Origin of the sequence: Labrys wisconsinensis, assembly GCF_030814995.1 — a bacterium.
Lineage (GTDB): Bacteria > Pseudomonadota > Alphaproteobacteria > Rhizobiales > Labraceae > Labrys > Labrys wisconsinensis.
Genome location: NZ_JAUSVX010000003.1, coordinates 180,013 through 200,041 on the forward strand (window position 1 = coordinate 180,013; position 20,029 = coordinate 200,041).

Genomic DNA, 20,029 nt, shown 5'->3' on the forward strand with positions numbered 1-20,029 from the left:
ATGAGCCTGAAGACGCTTTGGTATCTCAACCTTGCCGATGGCGACTATCCCTGGATCGAGAACGGTCTCTATCCCCCGGACTTCGCGCGCTACCGGCGCCTGGCGCAGACGATCGACGAAGGCGGCTTCCACGGCGCGCTGGTCGCAACCTGGCCGAACGACCCCTTCGTCTCCGCCTCGTTCGCGGCGAGCCACACGCGGCGGATGCGTTTCCTGGTCGCGGTCTATGCCCGGATGACGCCGGCCAAGCTCCTGGCCCAGCAGGCCCTGACCTTCGACGCCTTCTCCGGCGGCCGCCTGCTCCTCAATCTGATCAACGGGCGCGACACTATCATGGAGACCTATGGGGTCTCGACCTCGCACGACGACCGCTATGCCCTGGGCGAGGCCTATTGGCGCGAGTTCCACCGCCATTACCGCGCCGGCAACCCGACCAACTTCCCGAACACGCCGCTCACGATCGAGCCGACCCAGCCGGACGGCATCGCCCTGTGGGGCGCCGGCGACAGCCCCGCCGGCCTCGCCCATGCCGGCGGAATCGTCGACGTCTACCTCACCATGCTGCGGTGCCTGGAGCGGATCCGCGGCCAGTTCGACGCCGCCCGCGCCGCAGCCGCGACGAAGGGCCGCCGCTTCGCCGATCTCGGCGCCCTGGCCAGCGCCATCGTCCGGCCGACCCGCCGCGAGGCCGAGGCGCATTTCCGCGCCCTGTTCGAGCGCACCGGCGTCGAGGCCATGGTCGCCAGGCTCGACGCCGCCGTCCGCCGCCGCACCAAGGGCGAGCACGGCCTGGCCAGCTTCCAGGCCCCCGACGCGCGGCGCCAGGGCTGGATCCGCGCCCTGCTCGCCGGGCGGCTGCCGCATCCCGAGGAGCTGCGGCTGGAGCGCCACCTCTATGCCGGCATCACCGCCTGGTCGCCGCTCGACATCTTCGACACCGGCTCCTCCGCGGTCTATTTCGTCGGCGATCCCGAGGACATCGCCGGCAACGTCCAGGCCTATCACGACGAGGCCGGCCTCTCCGCCCTGATCCTGTCCGGCTGGCCGCTGACCGAGGAGGCGAGGACCGTGTCGCAGCTTCTCCTGCCGCGCCTCGCCGAGATCGGCTGAGGGGCGAGCGCCGCCGAGGCCGGACCTGCCCTCGCCTATATCCCCGGCGACGCGCCTCGGGTAAGGATCGCCGGCGGCGTCATGAACCGGTCGAGGAGCGACGTGGACCTGCAACTGCCCCCGGACGTGACCCTGGCCGATGTCGAGGCCGCCGCCGCGCGCATCGCCGGCGCCGTGGCGGCGACGCCCTTCCTCCTCTCGCAGACCCTGTCGCGCAAGCTCGGCGCCGAAGTCTGGCTGAAGTTCGAGAACCTGCAGTTCACCGCATCGTTCAAGGAGCGCGGCGCGCTCAACAAGCTGCTTTCGCTGACGCCGGAGGAGAGGGATCGCGGCGTCATCGCCGCCTCGGCCGGCAATCACGCCCAGGGCGTGGCCTATCACGCCGGGCGCAGCGGCATCGCCGCCACCATCGTGATGCCGACCACGACGCCGAACCTCAAGGTCGAGCGGGTGCGCGAGCACGGAGCCCGGGTGGTGCTGCACGGCGCCGGCTTCGGCGAGGCCGCCGTCGAGATGAGCCGGCTGGCACAGGCCGAAGGACTGACCGTCGTCCACCCCTTCGACGACCCCGCCGTCATTGCCGGCCAGGGCACGGCGACACTGGAGATGCTGCACGCCCAGCCCGCGCTCGACACGCTCGCCCTGCCCATCGGCGGCGGCGGCCTCATCGCCGGCGCCGTCGTCGTCGCCCGGGCGCTGCGGCCCGCCATGCGAATCGTCGGCGTGCAATCGGAGATCTTTCCCGGCATGGCCCGCGCCTGCGGCAGCTTCGACGGCGAGCCGGCGGTGGGCTCCTCGGTCGCCGAGGGCATCGCCGTCACCGATCCCGGCGCGATCACCCGGCGCATCGTCCGTGCCGGCGTCGATGCCATCGCCGTGGTCGGCGAGGACGCCATCGAGGAGGCGATCGCCCTGCTGCTCGGCATCGAGAAGACGCTGTGCGAGGGCGCCGGCGGCGCCGGCATCGCCGCCATGCTGGCGCGGCCCGAGCTGTTCGCCGCCCGGCGGGTCGGCGTCGTGCTTTCCGGCGGCAACATCGACACGCGCGTGCTGGTCGCCGTGCTGCAGCGCCACCTCACCCGCACCGGCCGCATGGTGCGCATCCGCGCCGAGCTGCCCGACCATCCCGGCGCCCTCGCCCGGCTTACGGCCGCCGTCGCCGCCGAGGGCGCCAACATCTACGAGCTGCGCCACGAGCGCCTCGCCGCCACAAGCCGCGCCAAGGAGAGCTCGGTGTCTCTCGATGTCGAGCTGCGCGATCCCGCCGACCTGCCGGCGCTGATGGGCCGGCTCACGGCCGAGAATTTCCGGGTCCGGCGCGACGAATTCTGACGCGCCTGCGCCAGCGGAACTGCCGCGGCTCGCGGCCGCGACGTCCGGGCCTATTTGAACGCGTCCCCCAAGGCCGCCGCGAGGCTGCGGACATAGGCGTCGAGGAACTGCTTGCCCTTCTCGGCAGTCGCTGCGCCCGCCGTGTTGAGCACGCCGTCGGACGGCACGGCATCGATGTCGTAGGGCCAGAGCTCGTAGCCCGGCACGCGCGAAGGCGCGTGCTCGACCAGGCGCTCCATGTGCACGAGATCGGGGCGCAGATGCAGCATCATCGACGTTTCCATGATGCCCGCATGCTCCATGTCCCAATCGATCTGCGTCGTGCCGAAGATGGCGCTCGCGGTCTCGGCCGGCAGGAACTGCCAATAGCCCACGTTCAGGATGCGCAGCCCCTCGGCGAGGCGCGCATTCTCGCGGTAGGCGAGATCGCAGCCCTCGCTCACGTGCCAGAGGTTCTCCGTATGGCCGACGATGAACGCGATCCCGCGCGCGCCGTGCCGGACGAATTCACGCGTGAGGTCCTTGACCTGAGCGACCAGGCTCGCCGCGTCGAGGCTCGTCGTGCCGGGGAAATGCTGGCCGCCGCCGGAGCGGGGCATGGACTTGTATCCATAGGCCAGGGGCGGGGCGACGAGATAGCCGCCCCGCGCAGCGACGCCTTCGCACACCGCCGTCGGCAAGATGACGTCGACGGAGAGCGGCAGATGCGGGCCGTGCTGCTCGGTGGCCCCCACGGGGACCAGGATGACCGGGTCTTGCGCGAGCGCCTCGTGATAGTCGGGCCATGTCATCTCGGCCATGCGGAAACTGGTCACGTCATTTCCTCGCGCTGTTGCGGGTGCGGATCATTGCTCAAGGAGATAGGCGTTCTCCGGCTGCCAGCCGGCGAACAGCGCCTCGCCGTGCGCGGGCGCCAGCTGCTCGAACAGGTGCAGCGGCAGCTGGGCTCGCAGGCTTCGCTCGTCGCCCGCTTCGAGATGAACGACCACGACCGACCCGACGAACTGCTCGCCGATCACCCGGACGGGAACGACGTTCGGCAGGGCCGGTCGCTCACGCGACAGGGCGAGGAAGTCGGCGCCGATCACCAGCTCGACCTTGCGCCCGGGCATCGGCGCGCCATGGCTCGGAGGCTCCAGCGTGCCGAACCCGGACTCGACGACGATATCGCCTCCCTCCGTGCGGGCCACGCCGTTGATGATGTTGTTCGTGCCGATGAATTCGGCCACGAAGCGGTTCGCCGGCTTGCGGAAGATCTGGCGCGGAGCACCCACTTGCTGGATCGTCCCGCCGTTCATGATCACCACGCGATCGGCCATGGCGAAAGCTTCCGACTGGCTGTGGGTGACATAGCAGAAGGTGATGCCCAGCTGCTTCTGCAACTGGATCAGCTCGGCCTGCATCTTCACCACCAGATGGGCGTCGAGCGCGCTCAGCGGCTCGTCGAGCAGCAGCAGCTCGGGCTCCAGAACCAGCGAGCGGGCCAGCGCCACGCGCTGACGCTGGCCGCCGGAGAGCTGCGTCACCGCGCGCGTCGCGAAGGGCTCGAGGCCCAGGCGCTCCAGCCAGCCGTCGGCCTTCGCGCGACGGGTGGTGGCGTCGATTCCGCGCATCTTGAGCCCGAACTCGACGTTCTGGCGGACGTTGAGGAACGGAAAGAGCGCGAGGCTCTGCCACACCAGCGGCGTCTGCCTCTCCCACGGGTCGACATGGTTCAACACCTTGCCGCGCAGGCGGATCTCGCCGCCCGTCGGCACCTCGAGGCCCGCGATCATCCTCAGCGTCGTGGTCTTGCCGCAGCCGCTCGGCCCCATGATCGCGACGAACTCGCCGGATTCGACGACGAGGTCGATCGATTTCACGGCGGCGAAGCCGTCATACTGCTTTTCGACCTTGTCGAGAACGAGCAGAGGGGCGTTCATGCGGAATCGCTTCTGTCTGAACCGGTGGAAGGGCGCACGGCACGGCCGCCGGTGCGTCGCCACGAGAACAACGCCAGCGCCGTCAGCGCCAGGACGATGGTCACGAGGAAGACGATGCTCCCGATGGCATTGACTCGCGGACTGACCTCCCGCTGCAGCAGCACCAGGATGCGCACCGGCAGCGTCTCGTTGAAGCCGGAGACGAACCAGGCCATGGCGAACTCGTCGAACGAGACGGCCATGGTCAGGAAGAAGGCGGCGAGGATGGACGGCAGCGCGAAGGGCAGGATGACGTGGCGCAGCGCCTGCGCCTGCCCTGCCCCCAGATTCCAGGCGGCTGCCTCGAGATCGGGATCCATCTGCGACAGGCGCAGGCGCACCAGCGCCATGGCGAAGGGCGCGCAGTACACCACGTGGGCGATGATCACCGAATGCAGAGCGCCCACCAGCGAGAACTGGCTCTGATAGACCAGCATGGCGAGGCCGAGGATCATCACCGGCACGTTGGGGGGCAGCATGGCGAGCGCCACATAGACCGCCTTGCCGGTGAACTTGTAGCGATAGTCCGTGTAGGCGGCGGTGAAGCCGAGGAGGGTGGCGATGGTCGCGGAGCAGGCCGCCACGATCAGGCTGTTGATCAGGCCGGAGCGAATGGACGGGTCCGTCAGCACGGCCGCGTACCAGTCGGTGCTGAACCCCTGCCAGGGCAGGCTCGGGAAACGCCCGGCGTTGAACGAGAAAACGAAGCTGGAGACGATCGGCGCCAGGATGAACGCGATCGTCAGCGCGACATAAGCCAGCAGCGTCCAGCCGATGAGACGATTGGCCGTCACCTCGCCTCCCCGCGTCTGCCGTAAGCGAGCTTCAGCGCGCCCAGCCCGGCCGCCAGCAGCGTCGCCACCATGACCATCGCGACGACCGAGGCGCGCGGCCAGTCGGACCCCGAGCGGACCGTGTCGACCATGAAGATGCTCAGCACCGGCGGCTTGCTTCCCCCCAGCAGCGTCGGGCTGACGAAGTCGCCGAAGGACAGGATGAAAGCGAAGGTCGCGGCCAGGACGAGACCGACCTTGGCCGAGGGTATGACGACCGCGAACACCGTGCGCAGGCGGCCGCAACCCAGATTGTGCGCGGCCTCGATCAGGCGGCGATCGACATTGGAAAGGCTGATCAGCTGGATCAGCAGCACCAGCGGAAAGCACAACGTGACATAGCCGACCATGGTGCCGAAGAGATTGTTGTACATGCGCAAGGGACCGAGCCCGACCCCGCCGAGAGCGAGGTTGATGAGCCCCTGATCCGTCAGAAGGATTTTCCAGGAGTAGATCCGCACGAGATAGCTGGTGAAGTAGGGCGTGATCAACAGGAACAGGATGGCGCGCCGGACGCCCGCCGAGGCGCGATAGGCGAGGTAGAAGGCGCCGGGAAAGCCGACGAGGCTGGTGATCGCCGCCGCCAGCAGCGCATAGAGCAGCGTGCGCAGATAGATGTCCCAGAAATACGAGGCCGAAAGGACCTTGCCCCAGTTCGCGAGCGTGAAGTCCGGCGAGAGCGTGAAATTGCGCACGCTCCAGAAGGTCATCATGACGAGGAAGCCGAGCGGCGCCACGAACAGCAGCACCTGCGCGATCAGCATCGGAGCACCGAGCACGACCCCGAACAGGCTTCTTCGGCCGCTGGCGCGGCCTTCACGGGTCGCGTCGCTGGACATCCCGAATTCCCGAAAGCGATGACGAGACAATCCCGGCGGCGAACCATCGCCGCCGGGATCGACGATCAGGCATTCTTGAACCTGGTCCAGACGTCGGTCCACTCCTCGATGGACTGCTGGGTCGGCAGGCCGCGAATCTCGATCTTGCCCTCCTCGATCTCCGACATCACGTTGCGCTTGTCGAGGCGATGCTCCAGCAGATCTGCCATCTTGGGGTCGGTCTTGTCGAGCAGCTCCCAGCCGGCCTTGCTCGGCATGGATGCGACATAGGACGACTTCGTCGCCGTCTGCACCTGCCCCTCGGGCGACGCACGGTACTGCAGGAACTTGACCGCCAGGTCCTTCTTCGCCGACGACGAGACGATCGAGAGCGACTCGGTCCACTGCACGCCGCCTTCCTGGGGAATGGCGGCCGTGATCGGCACACCGCTCTTCTGCAGCAGAATCGCCGCCCAGGCGCCGACGCCGGGCATGACCCAGGCCTCGCCGTTGGTCAGTGACGAGAAGACCGAGGACCAGGGGCCGATGCCCGACATCTGCGGCGACAGCGAGAGGAGCGCCTGGCTGAGCTGCTCGAATTTGGCCTTGTCGACGTCGTAGGGAGGACGGTTGCCGTCATACATGCTCAGGCAAGACATGTTGGGCAGATACCAGTCGTACATGCCGACTTTCTTCGTGACCCTGCCGTCCCACAGCAGCTTGTACGACCTGGCATCGTCCGCCGAAAGCTTGGTGGTGTTGTAGACCAGCCCGAGATAGCCGAAGCTGTTGATCAAGGAATAGAGCTTGCCCTCCCGCCAGTGCAGCGGGAACTTCTGGAACTGCGGCCAGAAGTCGTTCAGCGGATACTGGGCAGGATCGAGCGCGTCGATCTTGCCCGCCTGCGCCAGCATGGTGACGTATTCCGCGTCGGTCAGAACGACGTCGAACGTGCCGGGCGGCGAGGATTGCAGCAGCGCCATCATCTCCTCGCCGCCGGTATACTCCTTGGCTTGCACCTTGACGTTGTACTTCTTCTCGAACTCGCCCACGACCTCGGGGCCGGCATGGCCCGGCCAGCTCAGGAGGCCCAGCACGTTGTCGTCGGCCGCCTTGGCCGGCCCGAACGAGAGGCCGACCGAAGCGCCGAGGCCGACGAGCGCCCCGGCCTTGATGACATCGCGGCGCGACACGGGGTCATGGAAGAAACCGCGTCCTTCGAACTTCTTCATGTCTTTGGTTCCCTGCTGGAGGATGATGAATCGTCTGGTTGCGGCGCGTCGCCGTCATTTTTTCAAGGCTATCAGGCAGAGCAGTTCGAACAGCACCTGTGCGGCCACCTGGGCCGTGTTGCTGGTGGCATCGTACTGGGGCGCGACCTCGACCACGTCGGCGCCGACGATGTCGAGGCCGGCGAACCCGCGCAGAAGCTGCAGGGCCTCACGCGGCAGCAATCCACCGACTTCGGGCGTTCCCGTGCCCGGGGCGAAGGCCGGGTCGAGGCTGTCGACATCGAAGGTTACGTAGGTCGGCCCGCCACCGACCACCTCTCGAGCCTTGGCGATCACGGCGGGAATGCCCATCTCGCCAATGTCTTCGGCGTGAATGACGGTCATGCCCGAGGCGAAGGAGAACTCCCAGAGATATTCCGCGCCGCCGCGAATGCCGATCTGCACCGTGCGGCGCGGATCGAGCACGCCGGCGAGGACGGCTTCGCGGAACGGTCCGCCATGGTGGAACTTCGATCCTTCATAGGGGCCGGCCGTATCGCAGTGCGCGTCGATCTGGATCAAGCCGACAGGCCGTTCCGCGCCGAGCGCCTTGAGGATCGAGCCGGTGATGGAATGATCCCCGCCGACGGACAGGGGAATGGCGCGCGTCCCGGAGACCATGCGATAGCAGGCCTCGATGTCGGCGTGGCACTCGCTCAGATCGAAGCGGCTGCGCATCGGCACGTCGCCGACGTCGGCGACGGCGAGCATGCCCATCGGCGCCACCCGCAGGATGTGCTCGTAGGGACCGATGCGGTCGATCGCTCTCACGGCGCGCGGCCCGAAACGCGCGCCGTTGCGGTTCGTGACGCCGAGATCCATCGGCACGCCGATCAGCGCCACATCCAGCGTCGCCAGCGTCTCCGGGTTCAGACCGTTGGCGATGAAGGGCGCGTCCAGAAGCGTCGCGGGATCGGCGAAGGGCCATTTGCGGCCGTCGGAATCGCGAAAGATCCGGCGTGCGACGTCGCGGAAATGCGGATCGAACATGTCGCCGCCGCCGGCGCCGGCGTAGCGTTCGCGCAAAGCTTCCAGATCGAGAATTTCAAGTGCCATCGAACGTCAACTCGCCCCCGGGATGCACGCTGCCTCCCCGGAGCGGCAAAGCCCCTTCCCCGCTGACGGCAGCACGCTCGTCGGGATCGGACGGTGCCACTCCGCTGCACTGCCGCATAGCCTCAAAAGCTTGGAGGGGCTATAAGGAAAACTGAACGCCAGGCTTCAAGCCAAAGCAGCGACCGGACATCGGCGATCGTGCATAAGTATATGCAACCTATAGGTTATTCTCGAACGACCCTTCGCGGCGTTATAAATATACGTGAACGATGAACCTCGACCCCTATCTCCTCCGCGCCTTTCTGACCGCCGCGGAGATCGGCACTGTGAACGGTGCTGCAGCCACTCTCAACCGGACGCAGGCTGCGGTCAGCATGCAGATCCGCAAGCTGGAGGATCTGCTCGGCAAGGAGTTGTTCGAGCGATCCTCGCGGGGACTGACGCTGACGGCCGACGGCCAGTTCCTGATCACCTATGCGCGCGAGATACTGGCGCTGAACGAGGAAGTCCGCCGGCGGCTGCAGGCCACGCCGATCGAAGGACGCGTGCGGCTCGGGGTGGTCGAGGATTTCGCGGCGACACGACTCATCCATATCCTCAAGGCGTTCCGTGACCGGAACCCGAAGGTCAACATCGACATCATCGTCGAATCGAATCGGCGCCTCGCCGCCATGTTCGAAAGCGACAAGCTCGATGTGACGATCTGCGACGTCTCGCAGATCAACCGCAAGCCGATTCTGGTCTGGAACGAAGAACTGCGCTGGGTCGCCCGCTCCGACATCGCCTTCTCCAGCGACGCGCCGCTGCCGATCATCATGTTCGAAGAGTCGTGCCCCTGGCGCGCGCCGGCCATGGCTGCGCTAGCCAATCGGAACTTGCAATGGACCATCGTCTGCGAAGCCTCCACGCTGGTGGCGATGATCACCGCCGTGCGTGTGGGCATCGGCGTCGGGCCGATGATTGCCGCCACCGTGCCCGACGACTGCCGCATGCTGGATGGTGCCGATGCCTTTCTCCGATCGCCCCGTATCGATGTCGGGCTGTATGCCCATTCCGGGGCGTCGGGCGAATCCTACTACCTCGCCGACTTCATCGCTCGGAACAGTCGCCTCAAATGACTCCGAAGCTTGTGCTGCGTCATCGGCCGGTGCGAGGCTCGGGATCGATCGTGCCGACACCGAGGAAGTGCGCGGGCACAGCTTCTCGGCCAGCTCGATCCGCGAGGCGACGGCGCGGCTGGAGGCGGAGTTGAAGACCTGGGCGACAAGCCCGGCCGCGGTCAGGCCGTGAGCCGCTCGAGCGCCTGCCCGAAGGCCCGCAGCAGCATCGTCCGGTCCTGCGGCGTGGACATCGGCTCGTTGCCGTTGAACCGCTGGCCGTGCTCGCTCATGAGATCCACCAGGAACAGCAGCACATAGAACCGGAACAGACGGTCGTCGCGCAGGCCGGCCGCCTGCATCCAGGCCGCGACATAGGTGTCGGCCCGACCGTGCGCCATCAGCACGGCGAGGGTGAGGGCCGGGGCATAGCGGGGATCTCCGAAGCACAGATCGTCGACGTCGACGATCCCCGAGAGCGCGCCTGAAGCCACGATGACATTGCGGGTCGTGGTGTCGTGCAGGAAGGGCGTGGCCACGACGGCGTCGAGCTCGCTCCTCAGGCGCTGGAGCCATTCCGTCGCCAGCTCGAGGGGCGCAAGATCGAACAGGCCGGCGCGCAGGATTCGATCGCGGGATCGGTCGAGATTGGCTTCCGGCACGGCCGCCCACCCGGCATGGGGCGCCAGCTCGGCAGCGGCGGCGTAGCCATGGCGTCCGGCGCCACCAAGGCTCGCGACGATCGCCTGCGCCCGCGCCACGCCGTCCGCCAAGCCGGCCAGCTGGCTGGCCGACAGCTCGTCGACGACGTCTGCGAGGTCCGTGCCCGGCAACCGCTCCTGCATGACCCAGGGCAGCGGGTGGTCCAGCCCGGTCGCCAGCAGGCGCGGCAGCGGCACGCCGAGCGGTCTCAGCCTTCCGTTGAGATCGACGCCGTCGGCCAGGCTTGAACGGTCCTCGGGCCGTCCCATGCGCACGACGACGCTGGTGCCTCCCGCCATCCAGGCTTCATACACGTGGTGGGCGACACCTGTCGGGAATCGGCGGACCGCCCGGCAGACCTGCCCCGTGGCGGTTTCGGCCAACTCCGCGGCCAGGGCGAGAGAGGGCTCGATCGATCGCATGGTCCGATGGTCGCCTGTTTCGCCCGGATGCCGGCGACCTGCTTCGCTTTGGATATCGCGCAAATCTCACGAAGCGCGAAGCAGAATGGCGGAGACGGAGGGATTCGAACCCTCGATACCCTTGTGGGGTATGCTCATTTAGCAAACGAGTGCCTTCAGCCTCTCGGCCACATCTCCGTGGGGGCCTCGGATAGACAATACGGACGGGCTTGGCAAGGGGTTGACACGCGTTGTTCGCGCCCCGCAGCTCAGACCAGGACCACCAGTCCGGCGCGAGCGACCTGGGCGTCCTGGGCCGAGGCCATGCCGGAGACGCCGATGGCGCCGATGATGCGGCCGTCGTGGATCAGCGGCAGGCCGCCCTCCAGCGGCAGGGCGTTGCTCATCGCCAGGAGGCGCAGATGCATGCCGCCGTCGGCGACCGCGTCCTGGAAGGCCTTGGTCGGCCGGCGAAAGCGCAACGCCGTCTCCGCCTTCTGCTGGGCGACGAGGATGCTGCCGAGCTGGGCCTGGTCCATCCGGTGCACCATCACCAGGTTGCCGCCGGAATCGACGATGGCGATCACCATCGACCAGCCCTCGCGCGTCGCCTCCGCCTCGGCGGCCTCCATCACCGCCTTGGCCCTGTCCAGCGAGATGGGCGCGCCATAGGGCGGCGGGGCCGAGGTCTGAGGCGGTGCGGTCATCGGCGGGCCTCCCGGTACGCAGGCGCCCGCTCATAGCACGACTGCGGGCCCTCCCGGCGGGGCGGCGGCAAATTATCGCTCGGAAGCGGTTCCCGCCCTCACGCCCGATCGGCTAATGTTCCGACTCCAACGGTTCGTTCCGAACCGTCAGCCCGGAACACTCGCTGTTTCAACGCTTTGTGTTGTGCTTCCGACACGATGGTCAGGAACCAGGCGTCGGATGCACAACACGAGGAAGGGACGTGCGGAAAGCCCCGATGGATGATGCCAACACACCGCCGATGACGCCCGGCCGCGACATCGCCCGCCTGATCGAGATCATGGCCGCCCTGCGCACGCCCGGCACCGGCTGCCCCTGGGACCTGGAGCAGGATTTTGCGACCATCGCCCCCTACACGATCGAGGAGGCCTACGAGGTGGCCGACGCCATCGCCCGCGGCGACCTCGCCGACCTCCGCGACGAGCTCGGCGACCTCCTGCTGCAGGTGGTGTTCCATGCCCGGATGGCCGAGGAGGCAGGCACCTTCGCCTTCCCCGACGTGGTCGAGGCGATCACGGCCAAGCTGATCCGCCGCCATCCCCACGTGTTCGGCGATGCCCGCTCCCTGTCGCCGGAGGCGGTGAAGGCGCTCTGGGGCGCGATCAAGGCCGAGGAGAAGGCCGAGCGCGCGGCGCGGCACGGGGCGGCGCCGGAGGGCGTCCTCGCCGGCGTGCCGCTCGGCATGCCCGCCCTCACCCGCGCGGTGAAGCTGCAGGAGAAGGCGGGCAAGGTCGGCTTCGACTGGAACGACATCCGCACCGTGCTGGCCAAGGTGCGCGAGGAGGCGGACGAGATCGAGGCCGCGCTCGAGGAAGGCGCGCCGCAGGACGCGCTCGCCGGCGAGATCGGCGACCTGATGTTCGCCGTCGCCAACGTCGCCCGCCACGCCGGCGTGGACGCCGAGGCGGCGCTGCGCGGCGCCAATGCCAAGTTCGAGCGGCGATTCGCCTTCATCGAGGCGGCGCTGGCCGCCCGCGGCCGCGCGCCCGCCGGGTCCTCGCTGGAGGAGATGGACGGGCTGTGGAACGAGGCGAAGCGGCACGGGCTCTGAGGCGCGCGCGCCACGCCGAGCCCGTTGCGCACATCGTGCAGCGCGACGAGCCGCGGATCGACCGGTGGCTCGCCGAGCCCCCTCAGGCGGCCAGCCCGAAGCGCCGGCGCACCTGGTCGACGCGTTCGGGCGCGACGCGCACGCGCACGTGCACGACCCCGTCCTCGCCGGCCTCGCGCGACAGCACGTCGCAGGTCTTGTGCAGCCAGGCGAGGCCCGCGCCGTCGGAGGGCGGCACGTCGACGTCGAGCGTCAGCCGCCCGGCCGAGACCAGGCCTTCGATTCGCTCCAGCAGGAGCCCCGTCCCCTCCCCGGTCAGGGCCGAGACCACGATCGGCCGGTCGGCGCCGTCGCGCTGCGAGGCGGTGATGAGGGCCTCGCGCTCGACCTCGCCGAGGAGGTCGACCTTGTTCCAGACCTCGATCAGCGTGCGGCCGTCCGAGCCGTCGATGCCGAGGCTGCCGAGGATCGCCCGCACGTCCGCCGCCTGGGCGTCGGTGTCGCCGTGGGAGATGTCGCGGACATGCAGGACGACGTCCGCCTCCATCACCTCCTCCAGCGTGGCGCGGAAGGCGGCGACCAGCATGGTCGGCAGGTCGGAGATGAAGCCGACCGTGTCGGACAGGATCGCCTTCGAGCCGTGCGGCAGCTTCAGGGCCCTGAGCGTCGGGTCGAGCGTGGCGAAGAGCATGTCCTGGGCCAGCACCTCGGCCCGGGTCAGGCGGTTGAACAGCGTCGACTTGCCGGCATTGGTGTAGCCGACCAGCGCCACGATCGGGAACGGCACCTTGCGCCGGCTGGAGCGGTGCAGGGCGCGGGTGCGCTTGACCTGCTCCAGCTCGCGCTCGAGCTTGACGATGCGGTCCTGCAGCAGCCGGCGGTCGGACTCGATCTGCGTCTCGCCCGGGCCGCCGAGGAAGCCGCCGCCGCCGCGCTGGCGCTCCAGGTGGGTCCAGGAGCGGACGAGCCGGCCCTTCTGGTAGTTGAGATGGGCGAGCTCCACCTGCAGCGCACCCTCGCGGGTGCGGGCCCGGCGGCCGAAGATCTCCAGGATCAGGCCGGTGCGGTCGATCACCTTGGCGCCCCAGGCCTTCTCCAGGTTGCGCTGCTGCACCGGGGAGAGAGCGCAATCCATCAGGACGAGCGTGATCTCCTCGGCCTTGACCAGTCCGGCGATCTCCTCGACCTTGCCCTTGCCGATATAGGTGGCGGGGCGGATCTCGGCGAGCGTCACCAGGCCGGAGCCGACCACGGCGAGGTCGATGGCGCCGGCAAGGCCGACGGCCTCCTCCAGCCGCGCGGCCGGCGACCGCGAGGGCCCGCCCTCGCCCGGGCGTCGGGACAGGATCGGCACCACGACATAGGTGCGCGTGCCCGAGGCAACCTCGAGCTCGTGCGCATCGACGCGCTGAGCGACCTTGGCGGCCGCGTCGGACTTCGATGATTCAGGCTTCACAACGGAACCTTTCCGGCAGAACGCTCCACCGGCAGGCCCGGACCGCAGGCTCAGAGCTTGTCGGCGCCTTCGATTTCACCACCCTCGAAGAGCTGGATCGGGTGGCCGGGCATGATGGTGGAGATGGCGTGCTTGTAGACGAGCTGGGAATGCCCGTCACGACGGAGCAACACGCAAAAATTATCAAACCACGTCACGACACCCTGAAGCTTCACGCCGTTTACCAGAAAGATCGTCAACGGCACCTTGTTCTTGCGGACATTGTTGAGAAACGTGTCCTGTAGATTTTGTGCTCGTTCCGCCGCCATAAGACCCCCGACCAAATTACCGTGCCGCGGTTGGCCCGCGGACAACGCCACAACCGCACGGCCAGGCCTCCGGCCCGCACGGCGAAGCATGACTTCATGCAATCGCCCCCATAGTCGGCGCGGACGACGACGCACGCAAGCAAAAGTTTCCCGCAGCAGGGTTGCGCGGGACGGGATTGCGTTCCCAATCTCGTGACCCCAACGCTGATTCGGCGGCCTCCGCGGCCTCACGACGCAGCTTCGGCGACCTCGTGGAACGCGGCGCGCAGCCTGGCGGCGAGCGGCCCCGGCCTGCCGTCGCCCACCGGCGCGCCGTCGATTCGGATCACGGGGGTGATGACGGCCGTGGCCGCGGTGATGAAGGCCTCCTGCGCCGCCCTCGCCTCCGCCACGGTGAAGGGGCGCTCGACCACGGTCAGCCCCTCCCGGCGCGCCAGGTCGAGCAGCGTGGTGCGCGTCACGCCGCGCAGGATGCCGAACTCGGCCGGGCGGGTCACCAGCGTCCGTTCCGGGGTGATGATCCAGGCATTGCTGGCCGCGCCCTCGGTGACATAGCCCTCCTCGTCGAAGAACCAGGCCTCGCGGGCACCCTGCTCCTTGGCCTTCTGGCGCGCCAGGGCGTTGGGCAGCAGCGAGACCGACTTGACGTCGACGCGCTCCCAGCGGTTGTCCGGCGTGGTGATCACCGAAATGCCGGCGGCAGCCGCAGCATCGGCCTTCTGCCGGTCGGTCTGGCGGGCGATGACGATCAGCGAGGGCAGCGTGCCCTCGGCCGGGAAGACGAAGTCGCGGCGGGCGGCGCCGCGCGTCACCTGCATGTAGACCAGCCCCTCGACGACGCGGTTGCGCCGGATGGTTTCTCGCAGAACGACCTTGAGCGCGCTCTCGGCCACCGGCATGGCGATGCGCAGCTCGCGCAGCGAGCGCTTCAGACGCTCCAGATGGCGCGTCTCGTCGATCATGCGGCCGCGGTGCACCTCGCACACCTCGTAGACGCCGTCGGCGAACTGGAAGCCGCGGTCCTCGACATGCACGCAGGCTTCCCGCAGCGGGACATAGAGGCCATTGACATAGGCGATGCGGCTCATGGGCGATCCGAGACAGGATGGAACAGCGGGCGACGCGCATGAAAACCACGTCCTCGCCGCCGCGCCAAGACCGTGCACGCGGGGGTGCGAGATGTCCACCGGCCTCTCGCGCCCCCCGCCCCGGCCTCACGCGGCCTGACGGCCGCGCCCGGCCTCGATCTCGTCGAGGATGGCGCCGAGCACCCCCACGAGGTCGTCGATCTGCTGCGCCGACGAGATGAACGGCGGCGCGAGCACCACCGAGGAGCCGAGCGGGCGGATGATCATGCCGCGCTCGCCGGCCATCCGCGCGATCCGCTCGCCGATGCGCCACTCCCCCGGGCACGGCGCCCTCGTCTCCTTGTCGGACACCATTTCCAGCGCGCCCATCAGTCCGATGCCGCGCGCCTCGCCGACCAGCGGATGCCGCGCCAGCGTGCGCAGCCCCTCCTGGAAGCGCGCGCCCACGCTGCGGACGTTCTCCAGGATGCCGTCCTCGGTGATGATGCGAATCGCTTCCAGGGAGATGGCGCAGCCGACGGGATGGCCGCCTGTGGTGAAGCCGTGCGGGAACTCCTCCCAGGCCTCGCAGGCGGCCGTGACGCGCCGGTCGATCTCCGGCGAGAGCATCACCGCTCCCATCGGGAAATAGCCGGCCGACATGCTCTTGGAGGCGACGACGATGTCGGGCAGGAGCCCCACCGCCAGCGATCCCCAGAGCTCGCCCGTGCGGCCGAAGCCGCAGATCACCTCGTCGGCGACGAGCGGGATGCCGTGCCCGCGCAGGATCGGCTGGATCGCGGCGAAATAGCCGGCCGGCGGCACGATCACGCCGCCGGCGCCCATGACCGGCTCGGCGAACATGCCGGCGATGGTGTCGGGGCCCTCGGCGCGGATCGTCGCCTCCAGCTCGGCCGCGAGCCGGCGCACGAAGGCGGTCTCGTCCTCGCCCGGCGCCGCGCAGCGCCAGGCGTGCGGACAGCCCAGCGTGACGATCTCCGGCCCCGGCAGGCCGAAGGCGCCGACATAGTCCTTGCCCGTCAGGCTGGAGGCCATCACCGTCGCCCCATGATAGGCGTTGCGGCGGGTGATGAGCTTGCGGCGCCGGGGCTGCCCCTCGCCCGCCCACATCAGCCACAGGAGCTTGACCACCGACTCGTTCGCCTCCGAGCCGGAATTGGTGAAGAACACCCGGCTCATCGGCACCGGCGCCAGCGCCAGCATGCGCTCGGCGAGTTCCACCGTCGGCCCGGAATTGCGTCCGAAGAAGGTGTGGTAGCCCGGAAGGGCCGCATATTGCCGGCGGGCGACCTCGGCGAGGCGTGCCTCGCTGAAGCCGAGCGTCATGTTCCACAGGCCGGAATTGGCCTCGAAATACCGACGCCCCGCCGTGTCCTGGACATAGGCCCCCTCCCCCCGGGCGAAGACGACCGGTCCGGCCTCCCGCAGGGACGGCAGGTCGGTGAAGGTATGGAAGAAGCTGCCGATCTCGCGGCGCTCCCAGGATTGGGCTGGCGCGTTCATGGGGAAACCTCCGGTCAGTCTGTTGGGATGGTGGTCGTCCGGGATCGGACTGTAACGGGCAAAATTGCGTTTTTCAAACTAAAAACACTTTTCTGTCGAACGAACACTTGTGCTCGACATCCGATCGTGCGCAAGATGAGGCCTATCGGTTCCCAGTCGGTACTGCAGGAGAATCGAGGTGGATTGCAGGAGAATGCGACGCGGATCGCGACCATCCTGCCGAATGCCACGAATGCCTAATTCGCTTGAAAAGCACAATGAACAAACGATCTCCTCCCCGCTGCAGGGCACCTGCCGGAAGGAAGGCATCGGACCGAAGGAGCGAGGGAATGAAGGATGACGCGTTCTCGATGGGCGGCGGCGTTGGCGTGCTGCCCGGCCCGGCCGCGGGGCGACCGGAGGCGCGGGCGGAGGGCCTCGGCGGCCGGCTCAGCCTGGGCGAGCTGACGCGCGCCGTCGGCGAGGGCGCCATCGACACGGTGATCGTGGCGATGACGGACATGCAGGGCCGTCTCATCGGCAAGCGCCTGACCGGGCGCTTCTTCCTGGAGACACGCTGCGGCCCGCAGCTCTTCTGCGACTATTTCCTGGCCACCGACATGGAGATGACGCAGGTGCCCGGCTACCAGGCGGCGTCCTGGCAGAAGGGCTACGGCGACTTCGCGCTCGTGCCCGACATGGCGACGCTGCGGGCGCTGCCCTGGCTGCCCGGCACCGCGATCGTGCTGGCTGATGTGACGACGCGCGAGGGCCTGCCCCTCGTCCACTCACCACGCCAGATGCTGCGCCGGCAGCTCGCCCGGCTGGACGCCCTGGGCCTGGTGGCGGACATGGCCGCCGAGCTCGAGTTCTACCTGTTCAACGAGAGCTTCGAGGCGGCCCGCGCCAAGTCCTATCAGGGGCTGAAGGCCTCCAGCTGGTATCCCGAGGACGGCCACATCTTCCAGACCAGCAAGGACGAGCCCTATATCCGCGCCGTCCGCAACCTGATGGAGCGGGCGGACATTCCCGTCGAGGGCTCCAAGGCCGAATGGAGCGCCGGCCAGCAGGAGATCAACCTGCAGCACGCCGAGGCGCTGGAGACCTGCGACCGGCTCGTCCTCTACAAGAACGGCTGCAAGGAGATCGCCCACGGCATGGGCCGGGCGGTCAGCTTCATGGCCAAGCTCGACGAGTCGGCTGCCGGCAATTCCTGCCACATCCACCTGTCGCTGCGGGAGCGGGCATCGGATCGGCCCGTCTTCGCCGATGCCGGGGCCCCCGCCGGCATGTCGGAGACCTTCCGGCACTTCCTCGCCGGAGCCATCGCGCATGCGCCCGCCGCGACCTTTTTCTTCGCCCCGAACGTCAATTCCTACAAGCGTTTCAGCGCCGGGACGTTCGCCCCGACCCGCCTCGCCTGGTCGATCGACAATCGGACGACATCGTTCCGGGTGCTCGGCACGGGCAAGGGCCTGCGCTTCGAATGCCGGGTGCCGGGCGCGGACGCCAACCCGTATCTCGCCTTCGCCGCGCTGATCGCCGCCGGGCTGGCCGGCCTGGAGCAGCGGCTCGCCCTGCCGCCGGCCTACGAGGGCGATGCCTATCTCGCCGACGACATGCCCCGCATTCCCGGAACGCTCCATCAGGCGCTGGGGCATCTGGAGCGGTCGGCGGTGCTGCGCCAGGCCTTCGGCGACGAGGCCTTCGAGCACTACCTCCACTGCGGCCGCTGGGAGCTCGGCGCCTTCGAGCGCGCCGTGACGGACTGGGAAAGGCTGCGCCTGTTCGAACGGTGCTGACGCCGCACGGCCAGACCGAAGAGGGCCGAAGCCCCGCACGACGCCCCGCAAACCAGAGGTGACACGATGACGACCCCGCATGCCGAATCCCCAGCCGCGCCGGGCCTGCAGGCCGGCGCCATCCGGGTCTGGGAAAGCGTCCTGATCTCGATTGCGGCCTCGGCGCCCGGCCAGGCCACGGCGGTATCCCTGGGCCTCCTGATCCCGGCCACCGCCTATGCCGGCGGGCTATCCATCCTCGCCACCACGGCGGCGATGCTCGCCATCGCCTGGTCCTATCACCGGCTCAACATGTGGCACCAGAACGCCGGCGGAGCCTATGCCTGGGTCGGCCGGGCGGTCAGTCCCTATCTCGGCTATCTCGTCGGCTGCATCATGCTGGCCGGCTATGTGCTCGGCACGGTCAGCGACATCCTGCCGATCGGCCCCTCCGTCCTCACCCTGCTGGGCTTCGCCGACGTCTCCAACGCCTGGGGCGAGGCGCTGTCCGCCACCATCCTGGGCGGGATCACCATGGTCTATGCGGTGGTCGGCATCCACGTGACCGCCCGCTTCCAGACCGTGATCTCGCTGATCGAGCACGCCATCCTGATCAGCTTCTGCGTCGTCGGCGTCACTGTCGTCTTCGTCCTGAAGCGCGAGGGCACGGTGACGCCGAGCTGGGACTGGCTGATGCCCTCCGGGATCGCCGGCGGCGGCAGCATCGTCGCCGGCATGATCATCGCCGTCTATCTCTTCACCGGCTGGGACACCTCGATCTATCTCAACGAGGAGACCGAGCGGCCGGAGGTCAACCCGGGCAAGGCGGCGATCTGGTCGGTCGCCATCCTCGGCGTCTACTACGCCGTCCTCGTCGTCTCGCTGCAGGGCGCGGCCTCGCTGAAGGACATCGCCGCCCACCAGGACTCGGCGCTGATCTTCATCGCCCACCAGCTCGTCGGCTCGCCCTGGGACAAGGTCATGGCCTTCGCCATCGTGCTGTCGATCCTCGGCACGACGCAGGCCTTCCTGGTCGCCGCGGCCCGGATCTCCTTCGCCATGAGCCGCGACGGCCTGCTGCCGGCCTCCCTGGGCGAGATCAGCCGGACCTACCGGACCCCGGCCAAGGCGACGATCGTCTTCGGCGTGGTGATGATCGCCGCCACCTGGGTCTACGTCTTCGTCTCCTCGGTCAGCGGGGCCTTCGACGCAGTGGTGAGCTGCGTCGGCGTGATGTTCGCGCTGTTCTACGCGGTGACCGGCCTGACCACGAGCTGGGCGTTCCGCCGCATCGTCACGGCGAGCTTCGGCAACCTGGTCAGCCTCGGCCTCGTGCCGCTGCTCGGCGCGGCGACGCTGCTCTATGTCGCCGCGTGCTCGACCGTCGAGCTGGACCCGATGGCGCTGTGGTCGCTGATCGCCATCACGGCCGCGAGCGTCCTCGGCATGGTGGTCGCGCGGCTGAGGGCCGGGGCGGCGTTCTTCCGGCTCGGCCCGGACGCCGCGCTGGGCACCCAGGAAACCTGACGGGTCGG

The 20,029-nt window shown here is 68.5% G+C and carries 18 protein-coding genes and 1 tRNA gene; 6 read left to right on the forward strand and 13 right to left on the reverse strand.

The window, feature by feature from the left end:
* Together QO011_RS10835 and QO011_RS10840 are read left to right on the forward strand one after the other, a co-directional pair.
* Nucleotides 1-1,110, forward strand: coding sequence for an LLM class flavin-dependent oxidoreductase (locus QO011_RS10835; protein ID WP_307271460.1), 1,110 nt, complete (start codon nt 1-3; stop codon nt 1,108-1,110).
* 81 nt (nt 1,111-1,191) lie between these two features.
* Nucleotides 1,192-2,442: a threonine ammonia-lyase gene (locus QO011_RS10840; protein WP_307271464.1), complete on the forward strand. Its 1,251-nt coding sequence runs from the start codon at nt 1,192-1,194 to the stop codon at nt 2,440-2,442.
* A gap of 50 nt (nt 2,443-2,492) precedes the next feature.
* Here the strand turns inward: QO011_RS10840 and QO011_RS10845 are convergent, their stop codons facing one another.
* From QO011_RS10845 to speB, 6 genes are all read right to left on the reverse strand, one after another.
* Nucleotides 2,493-3,257 (reverse strand): creatininase, encoded by a 765-nt coding sequence (locus tag QO011_RS10845; RefSeq protein WP_307271467.1) that lies wholly within the window; start codon nt 3,255-3,257, stop codon nt 2,493-2,495.
* Nucleotides 3,258-3,287: 30 nt separating this feature from the next.
* On the reverse strand, nt 3,288-4,364 hold the full coding sequence (locus tag QO011_RS10850) for an ABC transporter ATP-binding protein (protein WP_307271470.1): 1,077 nt from the start codon (nt 4,362-4,364) through the stop codon (nt 3,288-3,290).
* A complete protein-coding gene (locus tag QO011_RS10855) occupies nt 4,361-5,197 on the reverse strand; it encodes an ABC transporter permease (RefSeq protein WP_307271473.1) in 837 nt (278 codons plus the stop codon). Before QO011_RS10855 ends, QO011_RS10850 begins: the two co-directional genes overlap by 4 nt.
* Nucleotides 5,194-6,075 carry an ABC transporter permease gene (locus QO011_RS10860; protein ID WP_307271477.1) on the reverse strand — a complete coding sequence of 294 codons (882 nt, stop codon included), beginning with the start codon at nt 6,073-6,075 and terminating at the stop codon, nt 5,194-5,196. Before QO011_RS10860 ends, QO011_RS10855 begins: the two co-directional genes overlap by 4 nt.
* Nucleotides 6,076-6,140: 65 nt before the next feature.
* Nucleotides 6,141-7,286 carry an ABC transporter substrate-binding protein gene (locus QO011_RS10865; RefSeq protein ID WP_307271480.1) on the reverse strand — a complete coding sequence of 382 codons (1,146 nt, stop codon included), beginning with the start codon at nt 7,284-7,286 and terminating at the stop codon, nt 6,141-6,143.
* A gap of 54 nt (nt 7,287-7,340) precedes the next feature.
* Entirely contained in the window at nt 7,341-8,315 is a 975-nt protein-coding gene (gene speB / locus QO011_RS10870; RefSeq protein WP_370881946.1) for an agmatinase, read from the reverse strand.
* A gap of 335 nt (nt 8,316-8,650) precedes the next feature.
* Here speB and QO011_RS10875 point away from each other — a divergent pair, with 335 nt between their 5' ends.
* Nucleotides 8,651-9,499 carry a LysR substrate-binding domain-containing protein gene (locus tag QO011_RS10875; RefSeq protein ID WP_307271486.1) on the forward strand — a complete coding sequence of 283 codons (849 nt, stop codon included), beginning with the start codon at nt 8,651-8,653 and terminating at the stop codon, nt 9,497-9,499.
* Between the two features lie 161 nt (nt 9,500-9,660).
* Here QO011_RS10875 and QO011_RS10880 read toward each other — a convergent pair whose 3' ends face one another.
* The 3 genes from QO011_RS10880 to QO011_RS10890 form a co-directional block, all read right to left on the reverse strand.
* Nucleotides 9,661-10,602, reverse strand: a complete 942-nt coding sequence (locus QO011_RS10880; protein WP_307271489.1) for a phosphotransferase family protein — start codon at nt 10,600-10,602, stop codon at nt 9,661-9,663.
* An 86-nt stretch (nt 10,603-10,688) separates the two neighbouring features.
* A tRNA-Ser gene (locus QO011_RS10885) sits at nt 10,689-10,779 on the reverse strand.
* A 71-nt stretch (nt 10,780-10,850) separates the two neighbouring features.
* Nucleotides 10,851-11,288 carry a GlcG/HbpS family heme-binding protein gene (locus tag QO011_RS10890; RefSeq protein WP_307271492.1) on the reverse strand — a complete coding sequence of 146 codons (438 nt, stop codon included), beginning with the start codon at nt 11,286-11,288 and terminating at the stop codon, nt 10,851-10,853.
* Between the two features lie 281 nt (nt 11,289-11,569).
* On the opposite strand from QO011_RS10890, the gene mazG reads away from it, so the two are divergent.
* On the forward strand, nt 11,570-12,379 hold the full coding sequence (gene mazG / locus QO011_RS10895) for a nucleoside triphosphate pyrophosphohydrolase (protein WP_307272334.1): 810 nt from the start codon (nt 11,570-11,572) through the stop codon (nt 12,377-12,379).
* A gap of 82 nt (nt 12,380-12,461) precedes the next feature.
* On the opposite strand, the gene hflX is transcribed toward mazG, so the two are convergent.
* The 4 genes from hflX to QO011_RS10915 form a co-directional block, all read right to left on the reverse strand.
* Nucleotides 12,462-13,835: a GTPase HflX gene (gene hflX, locus QO011_RS10900; protein ID WP_307271494.1), complete on the reverse strand. Its 1,374-nt coding sequence runs from the start codon at nt 13,833-13,835 to the stop codon at nt 12,462-12,464.
* Between the two features lie 50 nt (nt 13,836-13,885).
* Nucleotides 13,886-14,143: an RNA chaperone Hfq gene (gene hfq, locus QO011_RS10905; protein WP_307271497.1), complete on the reverse strand. Its 258-nt coding sequence runs from the start codon at nt 14,141-14,143 to the stop codon at nt 13,886-13,888.
* Nucleotides 14,144-14,370: 227 nt separating this feature from the next.
* A complete protein-coding gene (locus QO011_RS10910; protein WP_307271500.1) occupies nt 14,371-15,231 on the reverse strand; it encodes a D-amino-acid transaminase in 861 nt (286 codons plus the stop codon).
* A gap of 126 nt (nt 15,232-15,357) precedes the next feature.
* Entirely contained in the window at nt 15,358-16,734 is a 1,377-nt protein-coding gene (locus tag QO011_RS10915; protein ID WP_307271503.1) for an aminotransferase, read from the reverse strand.
* Between the two features lie 329 nt (nt 16,735-17,063).
* Between QO011_RS10915 and QO011_RS10920 the strand changes: the two genes are divergently transcribed.
* On the forward strand, nt 17,064-18,515 hold the full coding sequence (locus QO011_RS10920; protein ID WP_307271505.1) for a glutamine synthetase family protein: 1,452 nt from the start codon (nt 17,064-17,066) through the stop codon (nt 18,513-18,515).
* A 66-nt stretch (nt 18,516-18,581) separates the two neighbouring features.
* Nucleotides 18,582-20,021, forward strand: coding sequence for an APC family permease (locus QO011_RS10925; RefSeq protein ID WP_307271508.1), 1,440 nt, complete (start codon nt 18,582-18,584; stop codon nt 20,019-20,021).
* Nucleotides 20,022-20,029: the final 8 nt, after the last annotated feature.

What these genes read in the sequence shown, in the direction of transcription:
- hfq (WP_307271497.1), bottom strand. Translation starts at nt 14,143, where the DNA reads ATGGCGGCGGAACGAGCACAAAATCTACAGGACACGTTTCTCAACAAT.
- mazG (WP_307272334.1), top strand. Translation starts at nt 11,570, where the DNA reads ATGACGCCCGGCCGCGACATCGCCCGCCTGATCGAGATCATGGCCGCC.
- QO011_RS10840 (WP_307271464.1), top strand. Translation starts at nt 1,192, where the DNA reads ATGAACCGGTCGAGGAGCGACGTGGACCTGCAACTGCCCCCGGACGTG.
- QO011_RS10915 (WP_307271503.1), bottom strand. Translation starts at nt 16,734, where the DNA reads ATGAACGCGCCAGCCCAATCCTGGGAGCGCCGCGAGATCGGCAGCTTC.
- QO011_RS10925 (WP_307271508.1), top strand. Translation starts at nt 18,582, where the DNA reads ATGACGACCCCGCATGCCGAATCCCCAGCCGCGCCGGGCCTGCAGGCC.
- speB (WP_370881946.1), bottom strand. Translation starts at nt 8,315, where the DNA reads ATGTTCGATCCGCATTTCCGCGACGTCGCACGCCGGATCTTTCGCGAT.
- QO011_RS10910 (WP_307271500.1), bottom strand. Translation starts at nt 15,231, where the DNA reads ATGAGCCGCATCGCCTATGTCAATGGCCTCTATGTCCCGCTGCGGGAA.
- QO011_RS10860 (WP_307271477.1), bottom strand. Translation starts at nt 6,075, where the DNA reads ATGTCCAGCGACGCGACCCGTGAAGGCCGCGCCAGCGGCCGAAGAAGC.
- QO011_RS10850 (WP_307271470.1), bottom strand. Translation starts at nt 4,364, where the DNA reads ATGAACGCCCCTCTGCTCGTTCTCGACAAGGTCGAAAAGCAGTATGAC.
- QO011_RS10875 (WP_307271486.1), top strand. Translation starts at nt 8,651, where the DNA reads ATGAACCTCGACCCCTATCTCCTCCGCGCCTTTCTGACCGCCGCGGAG.
- QO011_RS10890 (WP_307271492.1), bottom strand. Translation starts at nt 11,288, where the DNA reads ATGACCGCACCGCCTCAGACCTCGGCCCCGCCGCCCTATGGCGCGCCC.
- QO011_RS10880 (WP_307271489.1), bottom strand. Translation starts at nt 10,602, where the DNA reads ATGCGATCGATCGAGCCCTCTCTCGCCCTGGCCGCGGAGTTGGCCGAA.
- QO011_RS10835 (WP_307271460.1), top strand. Translation starts at nt 1, where the DNA reads ATGAGCCTGAAGACGCTTTGGTATCTCAACCTTGCCGATGGCGACTAT.
- QO011_RS10865 (WP_307271480.1), bottom strand. Translation starts at nt 7,286, where the DNA reads ATGAAGAAGTTCGAAGGACGCGGTTTCTTCCATGACCCCGTGTCGCGC.
- QO011_RS10920 (WP_307271505.1), top strand. Translation starts at nt 17,064, where the DNA reads ATGAAGGATGACGCGTTCTCGATGGGCGGCGGCGTTGGCGTGCTGCCC.